Source organism: Proteus sp. LHD240705, from assembly GCF_047921555.1.
GTDB lineage: Bacteria > Pseudomonadota > Gammaproteobacteria > Enterobacterales > Enterobacteriaceae > Proteus.
This window is the reverse complement of sequence record NZ_JBLRMI010000008.1, coordinates 44,672-63,684: the sequence shown is the minus strand read 5'-3', so window position 1 is coordinate 63,684 and position 19,013 is coordinate 44,672. Positions and strand designations below refer to the sequence as shown.

The following is a 19,013-nucleotide window of genomic DNA, read 5'->3' as shown; positions in this document are numbered from 1 at the left end:
GTTATAATTCACTAAACTCAAAATCACTTTTATATGGTAATTTTTCATTGAGTCTACAAGTTAAATAATCTTTTAGAATATTAAATTCAGAATCTGAAAGAGATTCATCTTCACATATACATAATAATGAATAATTAAAAGGTACAATTCCTTTATTAATAAATTTATTTATGTCTTTTACATAAATAGATAGGTGATCCATATATTGTTGAGGATAAAACTCATTATTTAATAAGTTTATAAATCTAAATAAATATTGATTTATATCTGAAGGTGATCTGAACTTAGAATATATGGTTTCTTTAATTATTCCATTTTTGTTTTCTTTAATAAATTTATCCCATGTGGATTTTAGATGTGGTTGTGGGTGATGATAAATTTCTATCCAATAAACCTCTTTAAATATAGAAAAAATAAGATTATTAAGGTTGGTTTTCTTTAGATAATTTTTATTTAAAAGAGAGTTTTTATTAATTGAATTTATGGATTTATTCTTGATAAAATTATAAGCATTATTAATAAACCTAGTTGCTAAATAGTTTTGAGGTTTTATTTTTTTGTATAATAAGCCTTTTCTAGGATAAGATAGCTTTAAATAATCGACAGGTAGGTTTTTGATAAAAAAACGTTCTTCTGGTAAATAATTTAGTACTAACATATCATCATTGAATAAAATGAATCTTTCTGATAACCCTTTAATATTAGAAAAATTTATTTCAATAGCTGAAGAATTAAAAACAGGTAAGCTATCTTTAAATATAAAGATTTCTTCATGAGTATGAAATTTTATTTTAGGATGATTTATATTTAACCAACAAGGAAGCTGGCCATTAGTTATGAAATGTATGTATCTTACCCATGGAAGGTTATATTGAATACCCCTTAATACATACTTTAAGGTGCCTAAATCTCTAAATCTACCTGGATTAGTTCCATGATATTTTTTGTAGGATTCTCGCCACTTAGGATCTGCACCATCAACCCAATAAATGACTACGTCTATATTATTTTTCATTGGTTATTCCAATAATCAATGATTGCCACTGTTGTTTTATTTTTAGAGGAGAATGTTTATTGTATATTTCTTCAGATGATTCAGAATATTTATCATAGTCATGATAAATATCGTGAACAGCTTTACAAAATTCGTTCTCATTCCAATCTTTTTTTAATAATATTCCATTTTTATTAATAATTTCTGATGCAGAAGGAAAAGTATTTCTAATAATTAGAGGTAACTTCCTTGAGGCTGCTTCAATAAGGCTTACTGGATACCCTTCAAAATCACTACTTAAGATATAGATATGATTTTCATCTAATATTTTTAATTTTTCTGTAGTGGCCTTATATATTTTTACATTTGAATGTTTTTCAGCTAATAATCGTAATTCTTTTTCATCTTTACCACTTCCATATATGTTTAAGTTAAAATCTGGTAAATTTTTCATTGCATTAATAACTAAATCAATTCTTTTAATTTCATTTTGGAATCTGGTTAGCATTAATAAACTTTTACCTGGTTTTTTAGTTTTATTATAAAACTCAAGACCTGACGGTAAGCTTATAACATTAATTTTTTTTTCATCAATATTAAATTTATTTATTATCTGTTCTTTCTCTTTTTCAGAAAGAGAGATAATCTTATTTACTTTCTTTGCTAAAGAAAGTAGTTTGTTATTTTTATTAAATTTATATTTTGATAACCACCAATTATCTACAGTAGTATGTTGTATTAGTATTACTTTATTTAAATCGTCAATAATATCTAGGTATTTAGGAGTGTTTAATAATATATAATCAAAGTTTTCTGATTTTAAATAAGATCTCATTTTGTTCTTAGTGTGTAATCCATTTGATATTTTATTTAAAAATCGATTAAATATATTATATTTACATACCCCTATAAAATCATTTACTTCAAAAGGACCACTTTGATCATATTCATATAGAAAATATAGTTCAGGGAAAATATTTTCTTTTAAATTTCGTGAAAAAGACTCAATACCACCAATATTTCTTGGGTTATATCCAACTAATACTATTTTCATTTATTTATCCTGAAAAAATATTGTCTTAAAAATGTAAGAGATTTTATTATCTGAATATTGAGAATAATCCTTTGTTTTATAAGAATATTGTTTTGTTATTTTACCTAGTTCTTCATAAATTAGCTGAAATTTATTTTCAATAGTAATATTTTCTGTCTTAAGAAGAAATTTATATAGCTCAGTTCCTTTATCTGTAATTCCTATTATTTTTTTATCTAAATACATAGCATCAACGATTTTAGATGGAATATAAGGATTTTGGATATCTTTGAAAAATGAGTCAATTACTAAAATATAATCAGCTTGATGTATTTCTTTTAATACACTTTCATATGGAATAGCATCGTTAATAGTAATATTACTTGGTAAAAGTATATCTGATGGCAGATTATTTATTTTTCCAAAGTTTATAAAATCTATTTCATTTTCAAAATAGGATAAAGCTTTAAAAAATAAAGATGCATCCCTATTTCCGTAAATATTACCTGTGTGTATAATTTTAATTCTATTGTTCGAGTTAGAACTATTTATATGATTTTTTATTTCTGCTTTCCAACATTCATTATAATAAAAAGGAATAATTATAGATTTTTCTTTTGCAGTTTTATTTTTATCACAAATATATTGGCACATTAGATCCGAAACAAAAATAATCTTATTACATATAGTAAGTGTTATTTTTTGTTCTATAACTCTAATTAATTTTCCTATAGTTTTTAATTTTTTCTTTTCAAAAGGAGATTTTGCATATGGGTCAGTAAATGATGAAATCCATATGATATTTTTATGGAAAATAACTTTTAATACAATACCAAGCCAGTGGCTATACAGTGGGTTAGTATGTGTAACAATGTATATTTTTTCATTTTTTTTTATCTTATTTCTAATGTTTAATATTAATGAGAATAATAATATAAAAATATTATCTTTATTAATTACATTAAGGTGTTTGGGGATTATGGTTAATAACCAGTCCGGTAATATTTCTTTCTGTTTGCTTTTTTTATTTAAAATAGAATATAATTTAGTATTAATTCCTAGATTAGCGATAGATAGAGCGTAACGATAGATTACTAATCCTGCAGGATCCGAAGTTGGAGCTGAATCTTTAGTTATAATAATTACGTTATTCATATAGTATATTGATTAGTTGAATTTTTTGTTAAAAATACTTTGTATACAATTGTTGATACAATAATTAAATATACAAAATTTGATATGAAATAAGAATAAGATACGCCAATTAATCCAAAGTAATTAATTAACACAAGTGATGCTATACTGAAAAAGCTAAAGTTTAAAATTTCAGTTACAATAAATAATTTCGTTTTAGCTTTTGCTATTAAAACATATGAAAATAACCAAGATATAATCTTCAATATATCACCTGAAAGTTGCCATTTGAATAATATTTCCATTTGAATAAATTCTTTGGAAAAAAGTAACTCTATAATAAATTCTCGTAATATATATATAGTAGATGACATTATTATGAGTAGTGGGGTAACAAATATTAATCCAGTATATAATTCTTTTATTAATTCTTTTTGTTTTACTATTTCAGATAATCTTGGCATATAATAAATAGATAGAGTAGTTGTAATTACCATTAAATACATAGATGATATATACCACATTGATTGCCAATAACCTGATGCTTCAATAGATATTTTATGCGTAAGATAAGTTCTAATGGCTATTAGGGATGCCGGACCAACAATAGCTGAAGTTAATGCCATAGTAGAAAATAAAAATAATTTTTTCCCTTCACTATGGCTATATTTGAAACTTATATTAAATTTATTTCTTATTTTTATGATTATAATTATAAAGATAATAGCTTGGTTTGTAACGAGAGAAAATAAAGCTCCTTTTAATCCAAATAAATATATCAATATAATAGAATATATTAACATAAATATACTCTGTGTTATATTTATAAAAATATAAAACCTAATCTTTTTTAATCCATTGATAATTGAAAGAAAAAATGAATTTAATGTTATGAAAAATATTGATATGCCTAATAATGATATATATATAGCATAAGTTGTATCATTTAATATATATAAAGATAATTTTGTGGAAAGAGTAATTAAAGTAATACCTACAACTATTGATAATAATATTATTATTCTAAATGCAGAAGACCAAAGTAAGTTAAGATTTATATTATTTTTTGTTAAATTATATTCAGCAGTATATTTGGTGACACCTGGGAGTATACCTCCTTGGCTAATAGTGGTTGCTATCTGTATTACATTCTGAAGTTGACCAATAGTTGCTATACCGCTAGGACCAATAAATAGTGAAAGTGCTTTGTTAATAAATAATGCACTGAGTATCTTTATTGATGTAGAAATTAGACTTAGGAATGATGTTTTGATTAAATTCAAAATAATGTTACCAATTAAAAATTACATATATATGCAATAAATGAAATGATATTAGAATTAGCTATGACATCAGTATAATTAATTCCAGATAAATAGTTTAAATAAGTAGATATAAAACCCAGCGAAAATTGATGTAATGTTTTTATGTATAATAGTATCAATATTGTTGAACCTGAATTTAATTTTTTATAATCTATTTTATTTGTTGTAATAGTCATGAGTGTTATTATTGTTAATAGAGATTGATATCTAAAGTAAATAGTATCAAAATCAATCAATAAAAAACTAATAGATGTAAGAAGTATTAAATATTTTGATAAATCATTTAAATAATCTTTTTTTGAAAAAATTAAAATAATAGAAATTATTAGAGAAATTAATATTGTTATATATAGTTTTGATTTCTCTACAAAAAAGCCAGTTGAATTATATTTCTGAATGTCTAATCTATTTATTCCCCAAGCACCATCAGTATATGTCTCAGCTCCAATATATAAACCCGTAGTATTTTCAATATTAATAATTAAGATTGAAATTAAATCATTTATAAAAAATAAGCCGAGTAATAAAGTAAAAAAAAGTAAAAATATAGAAAATTTATTATCAATAAATAATTTAGATAATAATTTATATATTAAGATTGTTATAGGTATTATCATTAATGAAAAATGACTTAATATGGCTAAAAGCATATATATATATATGCTTGTTTTTTTATTTTTTACTAAAAAAAATTTATATAAAAATAAAATGGAAAAAGCTAAGCCAGTTGTAAATCTTAATCCGGAAATTTCAACTAGAGTATTACTAAATAGATATAAAAAACTTAATATTAAAATTAGTGTCTTATCTCTTATATCATTTTTTATTAATAATGAAATTAAAACACTGGTTATTATATAATAATATATGATTGTAGATGTAGCATATAAAAACTCTTTTTTTATATTTAAATATTCTCCAATGTTAAATAATGACAATAGATATAGATCTTTTAATTTGTGTAGTGGTTCACTATTTATTAAAAAATATTCAAAAGATTCATAATGTCTATATAGATCGAACTCTTCAGGTGGAGTAAAATAATATGATATTAATGCAAAGAAGAACGATGTAAATAAAGGTGTGCTTTTTTGTTTTGTTATTATTCCTTTTATTAATAAAGGAATAAATAGTAATGCATTTAATGATAGTGTTAGTACAGATATGAATATGTAAACACCAGAGCTAATGTCTTTTTTTGTATTATTTATTATCATTATGCCTCATTAAACGAGAGTTATAAGTATCTATTAATATTGATATGAATAGGTATACAAAGCTACCGCACTGGGTTTACGGCCCCCAGAGCGCCAAAATTTATCTCGAAAAGCTCCTATTTAATTGTAATATAAGAGCTTTATTATATAAGCATACTTTAACAATATGCAAAAACCGCAGTGAGAGTAGACTCTTCAAACCAGACGGTCAAGTAATAGCTGGCTATTTTAGCATTGATTGAGTATATATAAATATCGGAATAGAGGTCGATTCAGCCAGATCATTCTGAATTGCATCAACAAACGCTAACTAAAAGAATATGCCACCTATTCTTCAATAGATGGCAGTATATTTTGATACAACAGTTTAATTACTCTATTAAGCAGTTGTTGATTTATTACTTGCCCCAGCTCTTGGTAACCAAATCTCAACTCTTAACCCGCCCAATGGACTATCGTCAGCTTTAACATGGCCTCTGTGTTGGCTAACTGCGGTTTCAACAATCGCTAAACCTAAGCCTGTGCCTCCAGATTCACGATCTCTTGCTTCATCAGTACGATAGAACGGTCGGAAGATATGCTCTCTATCTTCTGGGCTAACGCCTGGGCCATCATCATCAACAATAATGGTGATACCTTGGTTCTGCTCAGTAAAGGCAACTTCAATGCGAGAGTTGGAATAACGTAAGGCATTACGAACGATATTTTCAAATGCACTAGCCAGAGAATATGGATTACAGTAAATAGGCCATGCCCCCGGCGGTGTTGTCACTTGTAGTGTTTTATTACTTTGTTCGGCCTCAAATTTAGCGTTATCTAAAATATCATCCCACAATTCATTGGCTTTTACTGTTTCACGTAATAACTCGTTTTTATGTTGATTACGAGAAAGAACCAGCAAGTCATTAATCATGCCATCAAGACGCTGAGTTTCAGTTTCAATACGCTCTAGCTCTTTACTTTCTCCACTACGACGACGTAACAATGCGCTAGCTAATTGTAAGCGTGTTAATGGTGTACGTAACTCGTGAGAAATATCAGAAATTAAACGTTGTTGAGCCTCAACCATACGTTCAAGAGCACTTATCATCTGATTAAAGCTGGTGCCTGCTGCTAAAAACTCTTGAGGGCCAGTCTCTAGCTCTGGGTGAGGGCGGAGGTTACCTTTAGCAACATCATCAGCCGCATTTTTAAGTTGTCTTGCAGGTTTTGCTAAGCTCCAAGAAAGCCATACTAATAATGGTGTGCTGATAAGCATGGTGAATATGAGTAGCAATAGCGGTTTATCAAATAATAAGTTGATAAAGTCAGATTGAGGGCTACTTGAAGGGCGTACGAGATAAAGTTGGTAATGATCTTCACCATCTCTTACAGAAAAGGGCCCTAACATCTCAGAACGGCCATACTTTTTCTTTTTAGGGTGATCGGCGTTATCAGATTGGCCAATAAAGTTTCTGACAACCTGCATCTCATTACGTTGAGCGCCGATGATACGGCCTTCACTGGTAACGATGATTAAGCGTTGACCAGGTGGTGCCCATTTATCAATAGCACGAATTAATCGACGCCACCAAAGGAGATCGTTAGCGGGATCTTGAGCTAATTCTGCTTCTATATGTTGTTCTAGCATAACGCCTTGACGGTATTCACTCTCTAAAAGAGGGGTAAGCTGGCGCGAGTCCAGCTTTGGAACCATCATAACTAGCACGAGAACTAATGCTAGCGTCAGCCAGAATATTGCGAAAATGCGCGCTGACAGACTATTTATCATAAAGAATATTTATCAAGTTATTGAAACCATCAGATAACCACGGCCACGTAACGTTTTAAACCAAGGTTGTCCATCTGTTCTTTCTGGTAATTTACGGCGTAAATTAGAAATATGCATATCAATCGCTCTATCAAACGGTGTTAAGCGCTTGCCAAGTACTTCTTGGCTTAGATGTTCACGTGATACGACTTGTCCTAAATGCTGAGCAAGTAAATAAAGCAAAGTAAACTCAGTTCCTGTTAACTCTAGCGGTTCATTATCAAAACTTGCTTCTTGTCGACCAGGATTAAGTTGTAACTTATCGACCTGTAATGTTGGAGATGTATTGCTGTCAGTCTGTTTTTGTTCGCTCCAATTAGAACGACGCAAAATAGCTCTGATACGTGCAACAAGCTCTCTATCATTAAAAGGTTTTGGTAAATAGTCATCAGCACCTAGCTCTAAGCCAAGTACTCGGTCAAGATCACTGCCTCTTGCCGTTAACATAATGACAGGGGTCTGGAAATTTTGGCGTAATTCTTTGAGTGTCTCAATCCCGTTTTTACGTGGCATCATGATATCCAGTAATAACAAGTCGATAGAAGCATCCAAAAGTTTAAGTGCTTGTTCGCCATCAGAGGCGATTACAACATTAAAGCCTTCCATTTCAAGCAGTTCTTTCAATAGCGATGTTAATTCGCGATCGTCATCCACTAATAAGATTTTATGCATTCGTCAATTCCTCCAAGAGAAAAATACGATAATAAATAGCGCGAATCTATGACTTTACGTTCTTTTACACGCTCTGACGCTAGTTTGCAGCCGCAACGGTATAGTAATCCACATAGCAAAGAATTACACATATGAATTATACACATTGAAGTCATATTAATTAGGTCGGTATTAATTTACCGAATTAGGAGTGAAGCAATGCGTAAAGTAGCAGTAGTTGCACTAGCATCAATGTTTTTGGCAGCTCCGACGATGGTATTAGCTGAAACTACAAATACCAATCCGCCTACTGAGCAACAGTATAATGGTAATTACCACTGCGGTTATGGCAATGGAATGCATGGCGACCGTGATTATAGAGGTCACCGTGGACAACGTGGCCATATGATGAATAACGGTGGACATATGATGGGGAATGGCTACGGCGACTCCTATATGTTTAACGGAATTACATTAACTGAGCAACAACGTACACAAATGCGCGATTTAATGCGCCAGCATCATCAAGACAGATATAACGGAGATTTCCGTCAGCGTCATGAGAATATGCATAAATTAGTCACAGCTGAGAAATTTGATGAAGCGGCTGTAAGAGCACAGATGCAAGATATGGATAAACAAGCAATTGAGCGCCATGTTGAAATGGCAAAAGTCCATAACCAAATGTATCAGCTGTTAACCCCAGAACAGAAAGCGCAGTTGGAAAAGAATTACCAACAGCAAATGTCATCTGTTGACCAACAAGGTCAACAGAATCAGTAGTGAAGTAAGAGTGTAGTGTAGTAAAGTAGTACCTAGTTAGAGAGTAAGTAGCAACAACGAAGTTTTTTCCTTGCCATAGACACCATCCCTGTCTTTTGCAGCCCCTCTGGAGAGGGGCTTTTTTTTTGATGGGTATTAAAGCACAAAGTTCAGCACATACAACGTGGCTGTGTAAATACCATATCGCCTTTTCGCCGAAATATAGACGGAAAGTGATTTTTAATAATATTCGTGCAAGTATAGGAGAGATCCTTAGAGACCTTTGTAAGTATAAAGATGTGGAAATAATTGAAGGGCGCCTCATGCCAGACCATGTCCATATGTTAGTGAGTATTCCACCGAAGATAGGTGTTTCAAGTTTCATGGGATATTTGAAGGGTAAAAGTTCGCTAATGATCTTTGATAGACATGCCAATCTAAAATATAAATTTGGCAACAGAAAGTTTTGGGTAGAAGGGGTCTATGTCACGACAGTTGGACTAAACGAAGCCACAATTCAGAATTATATCAGAGAGCAAGAAAAGTCGGGTTTAATCTCGGATAAATTGAGTAGTAAAGAATATATAGACCCCGTCAAGGGGTAAGCTAAAGTAGCAAAGACACTTAGCTTGAACGAAGAGAAAGCAGCGTCATTTAGGCGCGATCGGTAACAAGCCTTATAGGGTAAGAGCAAACCACCCGTTTTACGAGTGGTTTATGATTTGGTTTTCTCTTATGGCATGCTCAAATTCTCTAATAAATAAGTTATAATTTGTTGTTTCTTTTGACCAATCAATAGCATTTTGGCTAAAAATATCGTAATTATTAATAACTTCTATTATGGATGAAGCACAATCTTGAGGTGATATTAATTTGGGAGCGGTTAATGTATCAGATATCGGATCATAAACTTTATAAGGAAAATTAATATCTAAATTTGTTAATTTATGATATTCGGGAATAGGTAATGTCGGTTTAATACCTATACCACAATATTTATCTTTTATTGCTTCAGGTTGTCCATCAATATTAGGATAGATAACAGGAATACCTCGAGCTAAAGCTTCAATGCAAGATAAACCAAAAGGTTCTGTTACTGGAGTACTTAGATAAATGTCTATATCTGAATAAAATGTATCCATATCTGATTGATATCCAATAAAACTGATATAGTCTTTTACATTGTTGTGTATCGCCAATTCTTCTAATTCATTCCTTTGTTCACCATCACCCGCAATAATTAAGTTTGCTTTTATATTTAATTTTATTAATTCTGATAGACAGAGAATACTAATTCCTATCCCTTTTAATCCTACTAAGCGAGAGGCTGTACCCAGAGTAATTTGATTACCATCATGAAGTGTTTTTGCTATTTCACTAGGCTTTAATGGCAAGCGGTTAATGACTTTTTTAGGTTCATATGTTGTATTGAATCTCAATTCCATGACTCGTTTGGATGCTGTGGATATAGCTATAGCATTATTGAGCATACCAAAAAAATCTAGTGTTTTGTTGGTAAGAGGATAGCGCCAAGAACAACCATGATCATAATAAACTAAGCTGGTGTTTTTAGGCTTTCTGGATAACCTTGGAACGAAGTCCCATACTAAAGTGACATCGGCTTTGCTTGCTTCAATTTTTTTTATTAAGACGTATTTTCTTAAAAAAGAAGGATATTTTATTTTAGTAGACGCAATTTTATTGGCGTATTTTATATTAAAATTCTTAAGCTCAGGGATCAGGTTTTTATTTAAAGAGTTACTAGTGCACAAGATCTCATTTTGAAATGAGCTATTTTTTAAATATTCAATAAACAAACGTTCGGCACCACCAAACCCTTGTAAATTAATCAAATGAAGTATTTTCATGATACTAAACCTGTTCCATTCTTTATTAAATAGCCTAATAACACGACTAATCAGTTATAACTCAAAAATCTTATATAAATTATAATTAAAAAATAAGGGCAGATTATTATTCTACCCTTAAATATACTACAACAACGCCTCTGGAGATTCAGGTAAAATCTGCCCGCCATCCACGATAATTGTTTGACCTGTAATATACTTGGCTTCATTCGACGCAAAGAATGCGGCGGCATAGCCGATATCTTCTGGTTCACCTAAAGTATGTGTTGGAATAGACGCTTTCATCTGATTTAAATAAGCTTCACCTTGCGCCTGTAAGCCTTCGGTGAGGATATTTCCTGGCATCACAGCATTGATGGTAATACCATGACGTGCATATTCTAGTGCTGCGCTACGCATAAAACCCAATTGTCCTGCTTTACTTGCACCATAGTGGCTCCAACCCGGGTAACCCGTAATAGCGCCTGTAATAGAAGAAGTGATAATTACACGACCTTGTTTTTGTTTTTCCATTACGCGAAGGGCTGCTTTTACTAAGAAAAACATCCCCTTGAGGTTAACGGTATGCATTTTATCCCAATCGGCTTCCGTCATCTCTTTAATAGTGGCTTGAGGGAAAATACCAGTATTGGAACAAAGAATATCGAGTTTACCGTACTCTTTCACTACATCATCAACCACTTTTTCGCAGGCAGATTGATGAGTGACATCAAGGTGCATAAACTCAACATTCAATTCTTGTTTTGTTTTATTGCCTGCAACATCATCAATATCGGCAATAATCACTTTCGCACCACTATTTTTTAGGGCGATAACGATACCTTTACCAATGCCTTTTGCACCACCTGAAACCAAAGCGATTTTACCCGTTAAATCAAACATAAAACCTCCTATTAAGTGTGAGTTCCACTGTATCAGTCTAGATTGAAAAGCGGTAAATCAACCAGAGAACTTTGTTGCTGGTCACAAATGTACCCTAGATCATCTTTTTCGTTGAAAGGATGACATCACAAAATAGAGAGATAAACGGTAGATAGAACATCACACCAGAGAAAACTGAATATTTATCAAAAGATGCCGATGCTATTTTTAGCATAAATAGCGTTTTTTTGAGATGAATGCAAAAAGGCAGTAAAGTGTCTGTATAAAAAGTGTTAACTTATTGGCGAAATGCGTTTGAGATAGACTAGTATAATATTTATACAGGCTACTTGATTAGTTTAATGCGCATCAAGTTTATGAAAAAAAATGTACGATAATGATGAACTGGTAAAAAATATGCGTACAATGGTATTGTTGAATCAATTCAGCATTTACGATATCGGAAAATTACACCAGATAAGCCGGTATTGAAATAAAAAGTTATTCCAACAATTTTGCAATAATTACATCGAATAAGAATCAGAGGTAATCATGGTCAATGGGATCAAAAGAATTGGGGTTTTAACAAGTGGTGGTGATGCACCAGGTATGAATGCCGCGATCCGTGGTGTTGTCCGTGCCGCACTAAGTGAAGGTTTAGAGGTTTATGGGATTATGGATGGCTACATGGGGCTATACGAAAATCGCATGAAAAAACTCGACCGTTTTAGCGTGTCAGACATGATCAACCGTGGTGGTACATTCCTTGGTTCTGCTCGTTTCCCTGAGTTCCGTGAAGACAATGTACGTGCTGTTGCTATCGAAAACATGAAACAAAATGAGCTTGATGCCTTAGTTGTTATTGGTGGTGATGGTTCTTATTTAGGTGCAAAAAAATTAACGGAAGCAGGTTTTCCATGTATCGGTTTACCAGGCACAATCGATAATGATGTTGCTGGTACTGACTACACTATCGGCTATTTCACTGCATTAGAAACGGCTGTTGAAGCCATTGACCGCTTACGTGATACTTCAACTTCTCACAAACGTATCTCTATCGTAGAAGTGATGGGACGTTACTGTGGTGACTTAACACTGTCTGCGGCAATCGCAGGGGGCTGTGAATTTGTTGTTCTGCCTGAATCTGAATTACCTTTTAATCGTGATGAGTTATTGGCAGAAATCAAAGCGGGTATTGAACGTGGTAAACGTCACGCCATCGTTGCAATCACTGAACACGTTTGTGATGTGCATGAATTAGCGCGTTTTATTGAAGCTGAAACTAAACATGAAACGCGTGCAACGGTATTAGGTCATATCCAACGTGGTGGTTCTCCAGTTGCTTACGACCGTATTCTTGCTTCTCGCATGGGTGCTTACTCTGTACAACTGCTATTAGAAGGCTATGGCGGTCGTTGTGTCGGTATTCAAAACGAAAAACTGGTTCACCATGATATTATTGATGCGGTTATGAATATGAAACGTGTCTTTAAGGCTGATTGGTATGAAACAGCGAAAAAATTGTACTAAGCAATAGCCTCACCGTAATACCAAAGCCTTTCTGAGTTCTATCCTTATTCGTGAACTGCTCTGATACTTTTTTGTGTCAGAGTAGTTTCTCGAGTGAAAACATTTCATTTAGCGATCTCTATCCTCCTTTATTTCTTCTGCTCCCCTTTATATTGATAGATATATTCCTGTTGTGTATATCCATCGGCTTTTTGTTATTTCATCGTTATAAAACTTTCTGTCAGCCTAGTTAAATACTTAACGATAGGGGGATAGATATGTTTAAACAATGGGGTGTGTTATCAACCGTTTTAATGGCATTACTTTTTTCCAATATTTTATGGGCTAAAGATATTCAATTATTGAATGTCTCTTATGATCCAACGAGAGAACTTTATCAGCAGTATAATCAAGTGTTTAGCCAGTATTGGGAGCAGAAAACGGGAGATAAAGTGACTATTCGTCAATCACATGGTGGCTCAGGAAAGCAAGCAACATCGGTAATAAATGGTATTGAAGCGGATGTTGTTACCTTAGCACTAGCTTATGACATAGATGCAATCGCTCAAAGAGGGAGTATTGATAAACGGTGGCTAAAACGACTTCCTGATAATTCAGCCCCTTACACGTCAACAATCGTTTTTCTGGTCAGAAAAGGAAACCCTAAACAAATAGTCGATTGGGATTCATTAATTAAACCAGGTGTTTCAATTATTACCCCTAATCCAAAAACCTCAGGCGGTGCGAGATGGAACTATCTTGCAGCGTGGGGATATGGATTAAAAGCCAATCATCAAGACAGTGAAAAAGCCAAAGCCTTCGTCAAAGCACTTTATCAGCAAGTTGAGGTGTTAGATTCAGGTGCAAGAGGAGCCACAAACACCTTTGTTGAACGGGGCATTGGTGATGTATTGATTGCATGGGAAAACGAAGCTTTATTAGCGATTAATGAATTAGGGGCTGATAAATTTGAAATTGTTACTCCATCAGTTTCTATTCTTGCAGAGCCTACCGTTTCTGTCGTTGATAAAGTGGTTGATAAGCGAGGCACACGAGAAATCGCTACCGCTTATTTAGAGTATCTTTATTCACCACAAGGACAAGAAATCGCTGCGAAAAACTATTATCGCCCTAGAGATAAAGCGATAGCGGAAAAATATCAAAGTAGTTTTCCAAAACTAGAGTTATTTACGCTTAATAACGTTTTTGGCGATTGGCAATCTGCACAGAAAACACATTTTGCAACAGGCGGTGTGTTTGATGAAATAAGTCGTCGCTGATCACACGGCTAGAAACAAAAAAATCACCTTCTGCTTTATCTTCAGTAAGGTGATTTTCTCTATTTTTTATCGATTAATGGCATAGGCCAGAAAGATAAAAATTATTTTTTCGCTTTAGCTTGTGCTGCTGCTTTAACGATAACGGCAAATGCGTCCGCTTTCAGTGAAGCGCCACCAACTAATGCGCCATCGATGTCTGGTTGACCAAACAGTTCGGCTGCATTTTTATCATTAACAGAGCCACCGTATTGAATGATCACTTGTTCAGCGATAGCAGCATCTTTTTTCGCGATATGATCACGAATAAATTTATGAACCGCTTGAGCTTGTGCTGGAGTTGCAGATTTACCTGTACCGATAGCCCAAATTGGCTCATAAGCAATAACGGCATCTTTAAATGCTGCTGCACCATGTGCATTTAAAACAGCATCAATTTGGCGAGCACACACTTCTTGTGTTTTGCCTGCTTCATTTTCTGCTTCAGTTTCACCGATACATAATACAGGTGTTAAACCTAACTCTTTTAACACGCCGAATTTTTGAGCGATAAACTCGTCAGATTCTTTATGATAAGTACGACGCTCAGAGTGACCAATGATAACGTATTTAACATCAACGTTTTTCAGCATTTCTGCTGAAGTTTCACCAGTGAAAGCACCTGATAAGTTAACACCTGTATCTTGAGCACCTAATGCAATACGGCTTCCACCAATTTCATGGCGTGCTTGGCATAGGTAAACTGCTGGTGGTGCGATAGCAACATCACAACCCGCAACACCGCTAACTTCTTTACGTAATGCAGCAATTAATTCATGAACCATATGAATGCTGCCGTTGAGTTTCCAGTTACCCATGACTAATGGATGGCGCATAACTTTTCCTCCAACCGAGTGGTTTAAATTTAGTTTGCTAATAAACACGAATTCTGTTGATGCACAACAGTATAGAGAACAATGAATAGAATAGCTTTGTTTTTTATCACGGAATAGCTGAAACGATCTTGCTGTTTAAAGAAAGCTTAATCGGTTCAATGGCAAAGGTGGTTAATTGGTCATCTTCATGGGCAATAATATAGCGAATAGCACCCACATCATGGCTAATGTAATCAGAATTTTGATTTTTAAATGCGAATAAATTGAGAGCTTCTTGAATTTGCTCTTGGGTTATTGATGAGTCAAATTGGGCGATCAAAGTGATAATATATTGTGTTGTTAGCTCGCGATTTATTTTTTCTAATTCAGGTGAATCTGGGGAGTGGATCAGCGTGAGTTGTAAACTTTTTATTTTTTCACTCCCGCGCTCTAATATTGCAGATGAATAGAGATAAGGCGTAATACGCGTTGCAGCTCTAACAAGAGGGATCGCAATATCGTGATTAGTAATAATTTTATATTCGTTAAGCGATAACAACGGATTTTGTTGATTGAACTTAGCTCTTAGCTCTGGAATGGTTATCTCAAAAACAGGTGCATCTTGTTTAAGATAGGCAATATCATCTTTAGTGGGCTGTTTTTGTGTGACAGACATTTCTGTTGCAAAAACAGAAGTTGGCAAACAAAGAGCAATACTTATGATTATCAGGTATAACGTAGAAAGTGTGTTTGCTTTTATCATCTGTCCTCCGCTTATCTGTGCTGTTATTGGCTAGTCTGTATTATTTGATACCAAATGGACAGTGTAATTCACAAATTAAGTAAATTATTGAGAATTTATGACCTTACAACATTGGGCATTTTCATTCAAAGGACGAATTGGACGTCGTGATTTCTGGGCTGGTTTAGGGGCTTGTTTTGCTCTTTTTTTAGGCTTATTTATTATTAATGATATGATTTATCCATTACCAGCTATTGTTACGTGGATACTCATCTTTTTTATTCTTTATCCTTTATGCGCGATTTTTACAAAAAGACTGCATGATAGAAATAAAAGAGGAATATGGCTCTTATTACTCTTACTTGCCGTGATGTTAGGATTAGCCGATACCAGTAGTTTAGAACCTTTTTGGCAATGGGCGATTGGACGTTTTCTTCCTTCTTTTATTGGGATGATTATGTTGCTTGATTGTGGTGTATTTATTGGTAATGACGGTGAAAACTATTTTGGTAAACAAACTGAGCAAGTGGATTACCGACGCTTACGCTAATACTTTTTATTAAAATAAATTAATAAGGGCGAAAGAGAAGAATTCGCCCCTATTATTATTTCTCTTTTTCATATTACCAATATTGCTCACTGGTGATATGCCCGGGTTTTCGTCGTAAATGCTTACGCATTTCCCGCTGCTCTTTCAAGAGTTGTTGAGTGTCTCTGACCATTTGTGGATTACCACACAACATAATATGGCTCTCTTCTGGGCTGATGGTTAGGCCAACTGTTTTTTCTAAAGCCCCACTTTCAATGAGTGCAGGAATACGTCCTGTTAATGAGCCAATATGATTTTCACGGCTGACAACGGTTTGAATGCGTAATTTGCCTTGATAACGTTCAACGAGTTTTTCCATTAAAGGTAAATAGCTTAAGTCATTAGCATATCGAACAGCGTGGACAAGAACGATATTTTCAAATCGAGAAAGATCTTCACCTAATTGTAAAATAGAGAGGAAAGGGCCGATAGCGGTACCTGTCGAAAGCATCCAAAGTGTATTCGCGGTGGGTACTTCTTCTAATACAAAAAAGCCACTGGCTTGTTCGGTCACAAGAACTTCATCACCTATTTTTAGTGCGCACAATTTAGGGCTTAATTTTCCATCAGGCACAGTCACCAGATAGAACTCTAAATTGGGATCATTAGGTGCATTCACATAAGAGTAGGCTCGTTGTACTCGCTCGCCATCAATATCTAGCGCTAATTTTGCAAATTGCCCAGCTGTAAACTTATCAATAGGAGCATTGACGACAAGACTCATTAACGCATCAGTCCAGTGATGAACTTGAGTAACTTTTCCATTCACCCAATTAGCCATAGAGATTATCTCCTTTTGATAAATATGCTTATGTTGATTATTTATTCTAAATAGGAAGCGATTTTTTATTTATCAAGATGGTGTGGTGATGTTATTTATCTGAGATTTTGTCAATCAATGACACAATATGTACATTTATATTGACAGCTATGGTGTTTTTCTCTGACATTAGGTGTCATACAAAAATTGCTGGCTATCTCGCAAATTTCTCCAAATTTGTTAACTTAGTCTCATTTTGAAAAGGCATGCATTTTGCGGAGTTTATTTTTATAAATTCTCTGTGGTGTGTGCCTGTCCGTTAATTTATTTATCTGAAATTCTTGAGCAAAGAAAAGAAATGAGAAAGTTAGAGCATGCAAATCTATTATTATTGATAATTGCACTGGTTGCTGTGGGTCAAATGACTCAAACTATTTATGTTCCTGTTATTGCTGATATGGCCGTTTACTTTGGTGAGCCAACCGGAGCGGTACAGCAAGTTATGGGCGCCTATCTTTTTTCTTATGGTTTTTCACAGCTAATTTATGGACCTATTTCCGACAAAGTAGGGCGCCGTCCTGTTATTTTAGTTGGTATGACTATTTTTTGTTTATCAACACTCGTAGCGATTTTCTCGCAAAATTTAACCACACTGGTGATTGCAAGTACCTTACAAGGGATGGGAACCGGTGTTGCAGGTGTAATGACACGTACCCAACCTCGTGATTTATATACAGGAACTGCATTACGTTACGCCAATAGTTTGTTAAATATGGGCGTTTTAGTTAGCCCATTATTAGCGCCGATGATTGGTGGTGTTGTCGCTCACTTCTTTGGCTGGCATGCGTGTTATATCTTCTTATTATTATTGGGAAGTAGCGTTCTTTTCTGTATGTATCGTTGGATGCCTGAAACACGTCCTGTACAAGTTGAAAAGCGTAAAATGTTATCATCATTTTACTTACTGCTTTCAAACAGTACCTTTAGTGCTTTTTTAATTATGCTGATTTGTGCGTTATCAGGTATTGCGGTCTTTGAGGCATCAAGCGGTGTATTGATGGGCGGCGTGTTGGGATTAAATAGTATTACTATCAGTATATTATTTATTTTGCCTATTCCCGCTGCATTTTTTGGTGCTTGGTATGCAGGCCGTGAAGGCAAAACCTTTGTACAGCTGATGTGGCATTCTGTGTTTTGTTGTTTATCCGCAGGGATTTTAATGTGGATCCCCGGTTGGCTAAATATTATTAATATTTGGACTTTATTAGTACCCGCAGCACTATTTTTCTTTGGTGCAGGTATGCTATTCCCATTAGCAACAACAGGGGCGATGGAGCCATTCCCTTATTTAGCGGGTTCAGCAGGTGCACTGGTGGGTGGTTTACAAAATGTAGGTTCCGGTGTAGCAACATGGTTTTCTGCTTTACTGCCACAACATAATCAATTCAGTTTAGGTATGATTATGTTTGCTATGTCAGTAGTGATTATGCTTTGTTGGCTTCCTTTGGCTCATCGTTTTAGCCATGAAGAACATACTATTTAGTTGATTGATGTAGTGACTGAAATAAAAAATGCCGAGATAAAAATCTCGGCATTTTGGTTTTGTAGCCTAGGCTACTTCTCTCTC

At 33.8% G+C, this 19,013-nt stretch carries 18 protein-coding genes; 6 read left to right on the top strand and 12 right to left on the bottom strand.

Annotated features, from left to right (window positions below):
* Nucleotide 1: 1 nt before the first annotated feature.
* From ACNART_RS14590 to cpxR, 7 genes are all read right to left on the bottom strand, one after another.
* The gene (locus tag ACNART_RS14590; protein ID WP_368927755.1) at nt 2-1,015 is read right to left on the bottom strand and encodes a stealth family protein; all 1,014 of its coding nucleotides are present in this window, start codon (nt 1,013-1,015) and stop codon (nt 2-4) included.
* Nucleotides 1,005-2,048 (bottom strand): glycosyltransferase, encoded by a 1,044-nt coding sequence (locus ACNART_RS14585; protein WP_368927754.1) that lies wholly within the window; start codon nt 2,046-2,048, stop codon nt 1,005-1,007. Before ACNART_RS14585 ends, ACNART_RS14590 begins: the two co-directional genes overlap by 11 nt.
* The gene (locus ACNART_RS14580; protein ID WP_368927753.1) at nt 2,049-3,182 is read right to left on the bottom strand and encodes a hypothetical protein; all 1,134 of its coding nucleotides are present in this window, start codon (nt 3,180-3,182) and stop codon (nt 2,049-2,051) included.
* Nucleotides 3,179-4,444 carry an O-antigen translocase gene (locus ACNART_RS14575; protein ID WP_368927751.1) on the bottom strand — a complete coding sequence of 422 codons (1,266 nt, stop codon included), beginning with the start codon at nt 4,442-4,444 and terminating at the stop codon, nt 3,179-3,181. The genes ACNART_RS14580 and ACNART_RS14575 overlap by 4 nt, the downstream gene beginning before the upstream one ends.
* A gap of 14 nt (nt 4,445-4,458) precedes the next feature.
* Nucleotides 4,459-5,703 carry a hypothetical protein gene (locus ACNART_RS14570; protein ID WP_368927749.1) on the bottom strand — a complete coding sequence of 415 codons (1,245 nt, stop codon included), beginning with the start codon at nt 5,701-5,703 and terminating at the stop codon, nt 4,459-4,461.
* Between the two features lie 379 nt (nt 5,704-6,082).
* Nucleotides 6,083-7,474, bottom strand: coding sequence for an envelope stress sensor histidine kinase CpxA (gene cpxA / locus ACNART_RS14565; protein WP_198620338.1), 1,392 nt, complete (start codon nt 7,472-7,474; stop codon nt 6,083-6,085).
* A gap of 12 nt (nt 7,475-7,486) precedes the next feature.
* Entirely contained in the window at nt 7,487-8,185 is a 699-nt protein-coding gene (gene cpxR / locus ACNART_RS14560; RefSeq protein ID WP_023583423.1) for an envelope stress response regulator transcription factor CpxR, read from the bottom strand.
* Between the two features lie 198 nt (nt 8,186-8,383).
* On the opposite strand from cpxR, the gene cpxP reads away from it, so the two are divergent.
* Entirely contained in the window at nt 8,384-8,947 is a 564-nt protein-coding gene (gene cpxP, locus ACNART_RS14555) for a cell-envelope stress modulator CpxP (protein WP_109373406.1), read from the top strand.
* A gap of 128 nt (nt 8,948-9,075) precedes the next feature.
* On the top strand, nt 9,076-9,531 hold the full coding sequence (gene tnpA, locus ACNART_RS14550) for an IS200/IS605 family transposase (RefSeq protein WP_198620339.1): 456 nt from the start codon (nt 9,076-9,078) through the stop codon (nt 9,529-9,531).
* 99 nt (nt 9,532-9,630) lie between these two features.
* Here the strand turns inward: tnpA and ACNART_RS14545 are convergent, their stop codons facing one another.
* Both ACNART_RS14545 and fabG read right to left on the bottom strand, forming a co-directional pair.
* Nucleotides 9,631-10,794, bottom strand: coding sequence for a glycosyltransferase (locus ACNART_RS14545; RefSeq protein ID WP_368927746.1), 1,164 nt, complete (start codon nt 10,792-10,794; stop codon nt 9,631-9,633).
* Nucleotides 10,795-10,920: 126 nt separating this feature from the next.
* A complete protein-coding gene (gene fabG, locus ACNART_RS14540; protein ID WP_006534171.1) occupies nt 10,921-11,676 on the bottom strand; it encodes a 3-oxoacyl-ACP reductase FabG in 756 nt (251 codons plus the stop codon).
* Nucleotides 11,677-12,207: 531 nt separating this feature from the next.
* Between fabG and pfkA the strand changes: the two genes are divergently transcribed.
* Both pfkA and ACNART_RS14530 read left to right on the top strand, forming a co-directional pair.
* Complete coding sequence (pfkA, locus tag ACNART_RS14535) at nt 12,208-13,185, top strand: 6-phosphofructokinase (protein WP_075673000.1); 978 nt, start codon at nt 12,208-12,210, stop codon at nt 13,183-13,185.
* Nucleotides 13,186-13,442: 257 nt separating this feature from the next.
* The gene (locus ACNART_RS14530) at nt 13,443-14,444 is read left to right on the top strand and encodes a sulfate ABC transporter substrate-binding protein (protein WP_198620342.1); all 1,002 of its coding nucleotides are present in this window, start codon (nt 13,443-13,445) and stop codon (nt 14,442-14,444) included.
* Between the two features lie 101 nt (nt 14,445-14,545).
* Here ACNART_RS14530 and tpiA read toward each other — a convergent pair whose 3' ends face one another.
* Both tpiA and ACNART_RS14520 read right to left on the bottom strand, forming a co-directional pair.
* On the bottom strand, nt 14,546-15,316 hold the full coding sequence (tpiA, locus tag ACNART_RS14525; protein WP_069366847.1) for a triose-phosphate isomerase: 771 nt from the start codon (nt 15,314-15,316) through the stop codon (nt 14,546-14,548).
* 106 nt (nt 15,317-15,422) lie between these two features.
* Nucleotides 15,423-16,058, bottom strand: coding sequence for a DUF1454 family protein (locus tag ACNART_RS14520; protein ID WP_198620343.1), 636 nt, complete (start codon nt 16,056-16,058; stop codon nt 15,423-15,425).
* A gap of 97 nt (nt 16,059-16,155) precedes the next feature.
* Between ACNART_RS14520 and ACNART_RS14515 the strand changes: the two genes are divergently transcribed.
* The gene (locus tag ACNART_RS14515) at nt 16,156-16,587 is read left to right on the top strand and encodes a DUF805 domain-containing protein (protein ID WP_198620344.1); all 432 of its coding nucleotides are present in this window, start codon (nt 16,156-16,158) and stop codon (nt 16,585-16,587) included.
* Between the two features lie 73 nt (nt 16,588-16,660).
* Here the strand turns inward: ACNART_RS14515 and fpr are convergent, their stop codons facing one another.
* Nucleotides 16,661-17,407, bottom strand: coding sequence for a ferredoxin--NADP(+) reductase (gene fpr, locus ACNART_RS14510; protein WP_198620345.1), 747 nt, complete (start codon nt 17,405-17,407; stop codon nt 16,661-16,663).
* A gap of 337 nt (nt 17,408-17,744) precedes the next feature.
* Here fpr and emrD point away from each other — a divergent pair, with 337 nt between their 5' ends.
* Nucleotides 17,745-18,929 (top strand): multidrug efflux MFS transporter EmrD, encoded by a 1,185-nt coding sequence (emrD, locus tag ACNART_RS14505; protein WP_198620346.1) that lies wholly within the window; start codon nt 17,745-17,747, stop codon nt 18,927-18,929.
* Nucleotides 18,930-19,013: the final 84 nt, after the last annotated feature.

Bases quoted from the DNA above. Each gene is read 5' to 3' on its own strand.
- ACNART_RS14590 (WP_368927755.1), bottom strand. From the start codon at position 1,015: ATGAAAAATAATATAGACGTAGTCATTTATTGGGTTGATGGTGCAGAT.
- ACNART_RS14585 (WP_368927754.1), bottom strand. From the start codon at position 2,048: ATGAAAATAGTATTAGTTGGATATAACCCAAGAAATATTGGTGGTATT.
- ACNART_RS14580 (WP_368927753.1), bottom strand. From the start codon at position 3,182: ATGAATAACGTAATTATTATAACTAAAGATTCAGCTCCAACTTCGGAT.
- ACNART_RS14570 (WP_368927749.1), bottom strand. From the start codon at position 5,703: ATGATAATAAATAATACAAAAAAAGACATTAGCTCTGGTGTTTACATA.
- cpxA (WP_198620338.1), bottom strand. From the start codon at position 7,474: ATGATAAATAGTCTGTCAGCGCGCATTTTCGCAATATTCTGGCTGACG.
- cpxR (WP_023583423.1), bottom strand. From the start codon at position 8,185: ATGCATAAAATCTTATTAGTGGATGACGATCGCGAATTAACATCGCTA.
- cpxP (WP_109373406.1), top strand. From the start codon at position 8,384: ATGCGTAAAGTAGCAGTAGTTGCACTAGCATCAATGTTTTTGGCAGCT.
- tnpA (WP_198620339.1), top strand. From the start codon at position 9,076: ATGGGTATTAAAGCACAAAGTTCAGCACATACAACGTGGCTGTGTAAA.
- ACNART_RS14545 (WP_368927746.1), bottom strand. From the start codon at position 10,794: ATGAAAATACTTCATTTGATTAATTTACAAGGGTTTGGTGGTGCCGAA.
- fabG (WP_006534171.1), bottom strand. From the start codon at position 11,676: ATGTTTGATTTAACGGGTAAAATCGCTTTGGTTTCAGGTGGTGCAAAA.
- pfkA (WP_075673000.1), top strand. From the start codon at position 12,208: ATGGTCAATGGGATCAAAAGAATTGGGGTTTTAACAAGTGGTGGTGAT.
- ACNART_RS14530 (WP_198620342.1), top strand. From the start codon at position 13,443: ATGTTTAAACAATGGGGTGTGTTATCAACCGTTTTAATGGCATTACTT.
- tpiA (WP_069366847.1), bottom strand. From the start codon at position 15,316: ATGCGCCATCCATTAGTCATGGGTAACTGGAAACTCAACGGCAGCATT.
- ACNART_RS14520 (WP_198620343.1), bottom strand. From the start codon at position 16,058: ATGATAAAAGCAAACACACTTTCTACGTTATACCTGATAATCATAAGT.
- ACNART_RS14515 (WP_198620344.1), top strand. From the start codon at position 16,156: ATGACCTTACAACATTGGGCATTTTCATTCAAAGGACGAATTGGACGT.
- fpr (WP_198620345.1), bottom strand. From the start codon at position 17,407: ATGGCTAATTGGGTGAATGGAAAAGTTACTCAAGTTCATCACTGGACT.
- emrD (WP_198620346.1), top strand. From the start codon at position 17,745: ATGAGAAAGTTAGAGCATGCAAATCTATTATTATTGATAATTGCACTG.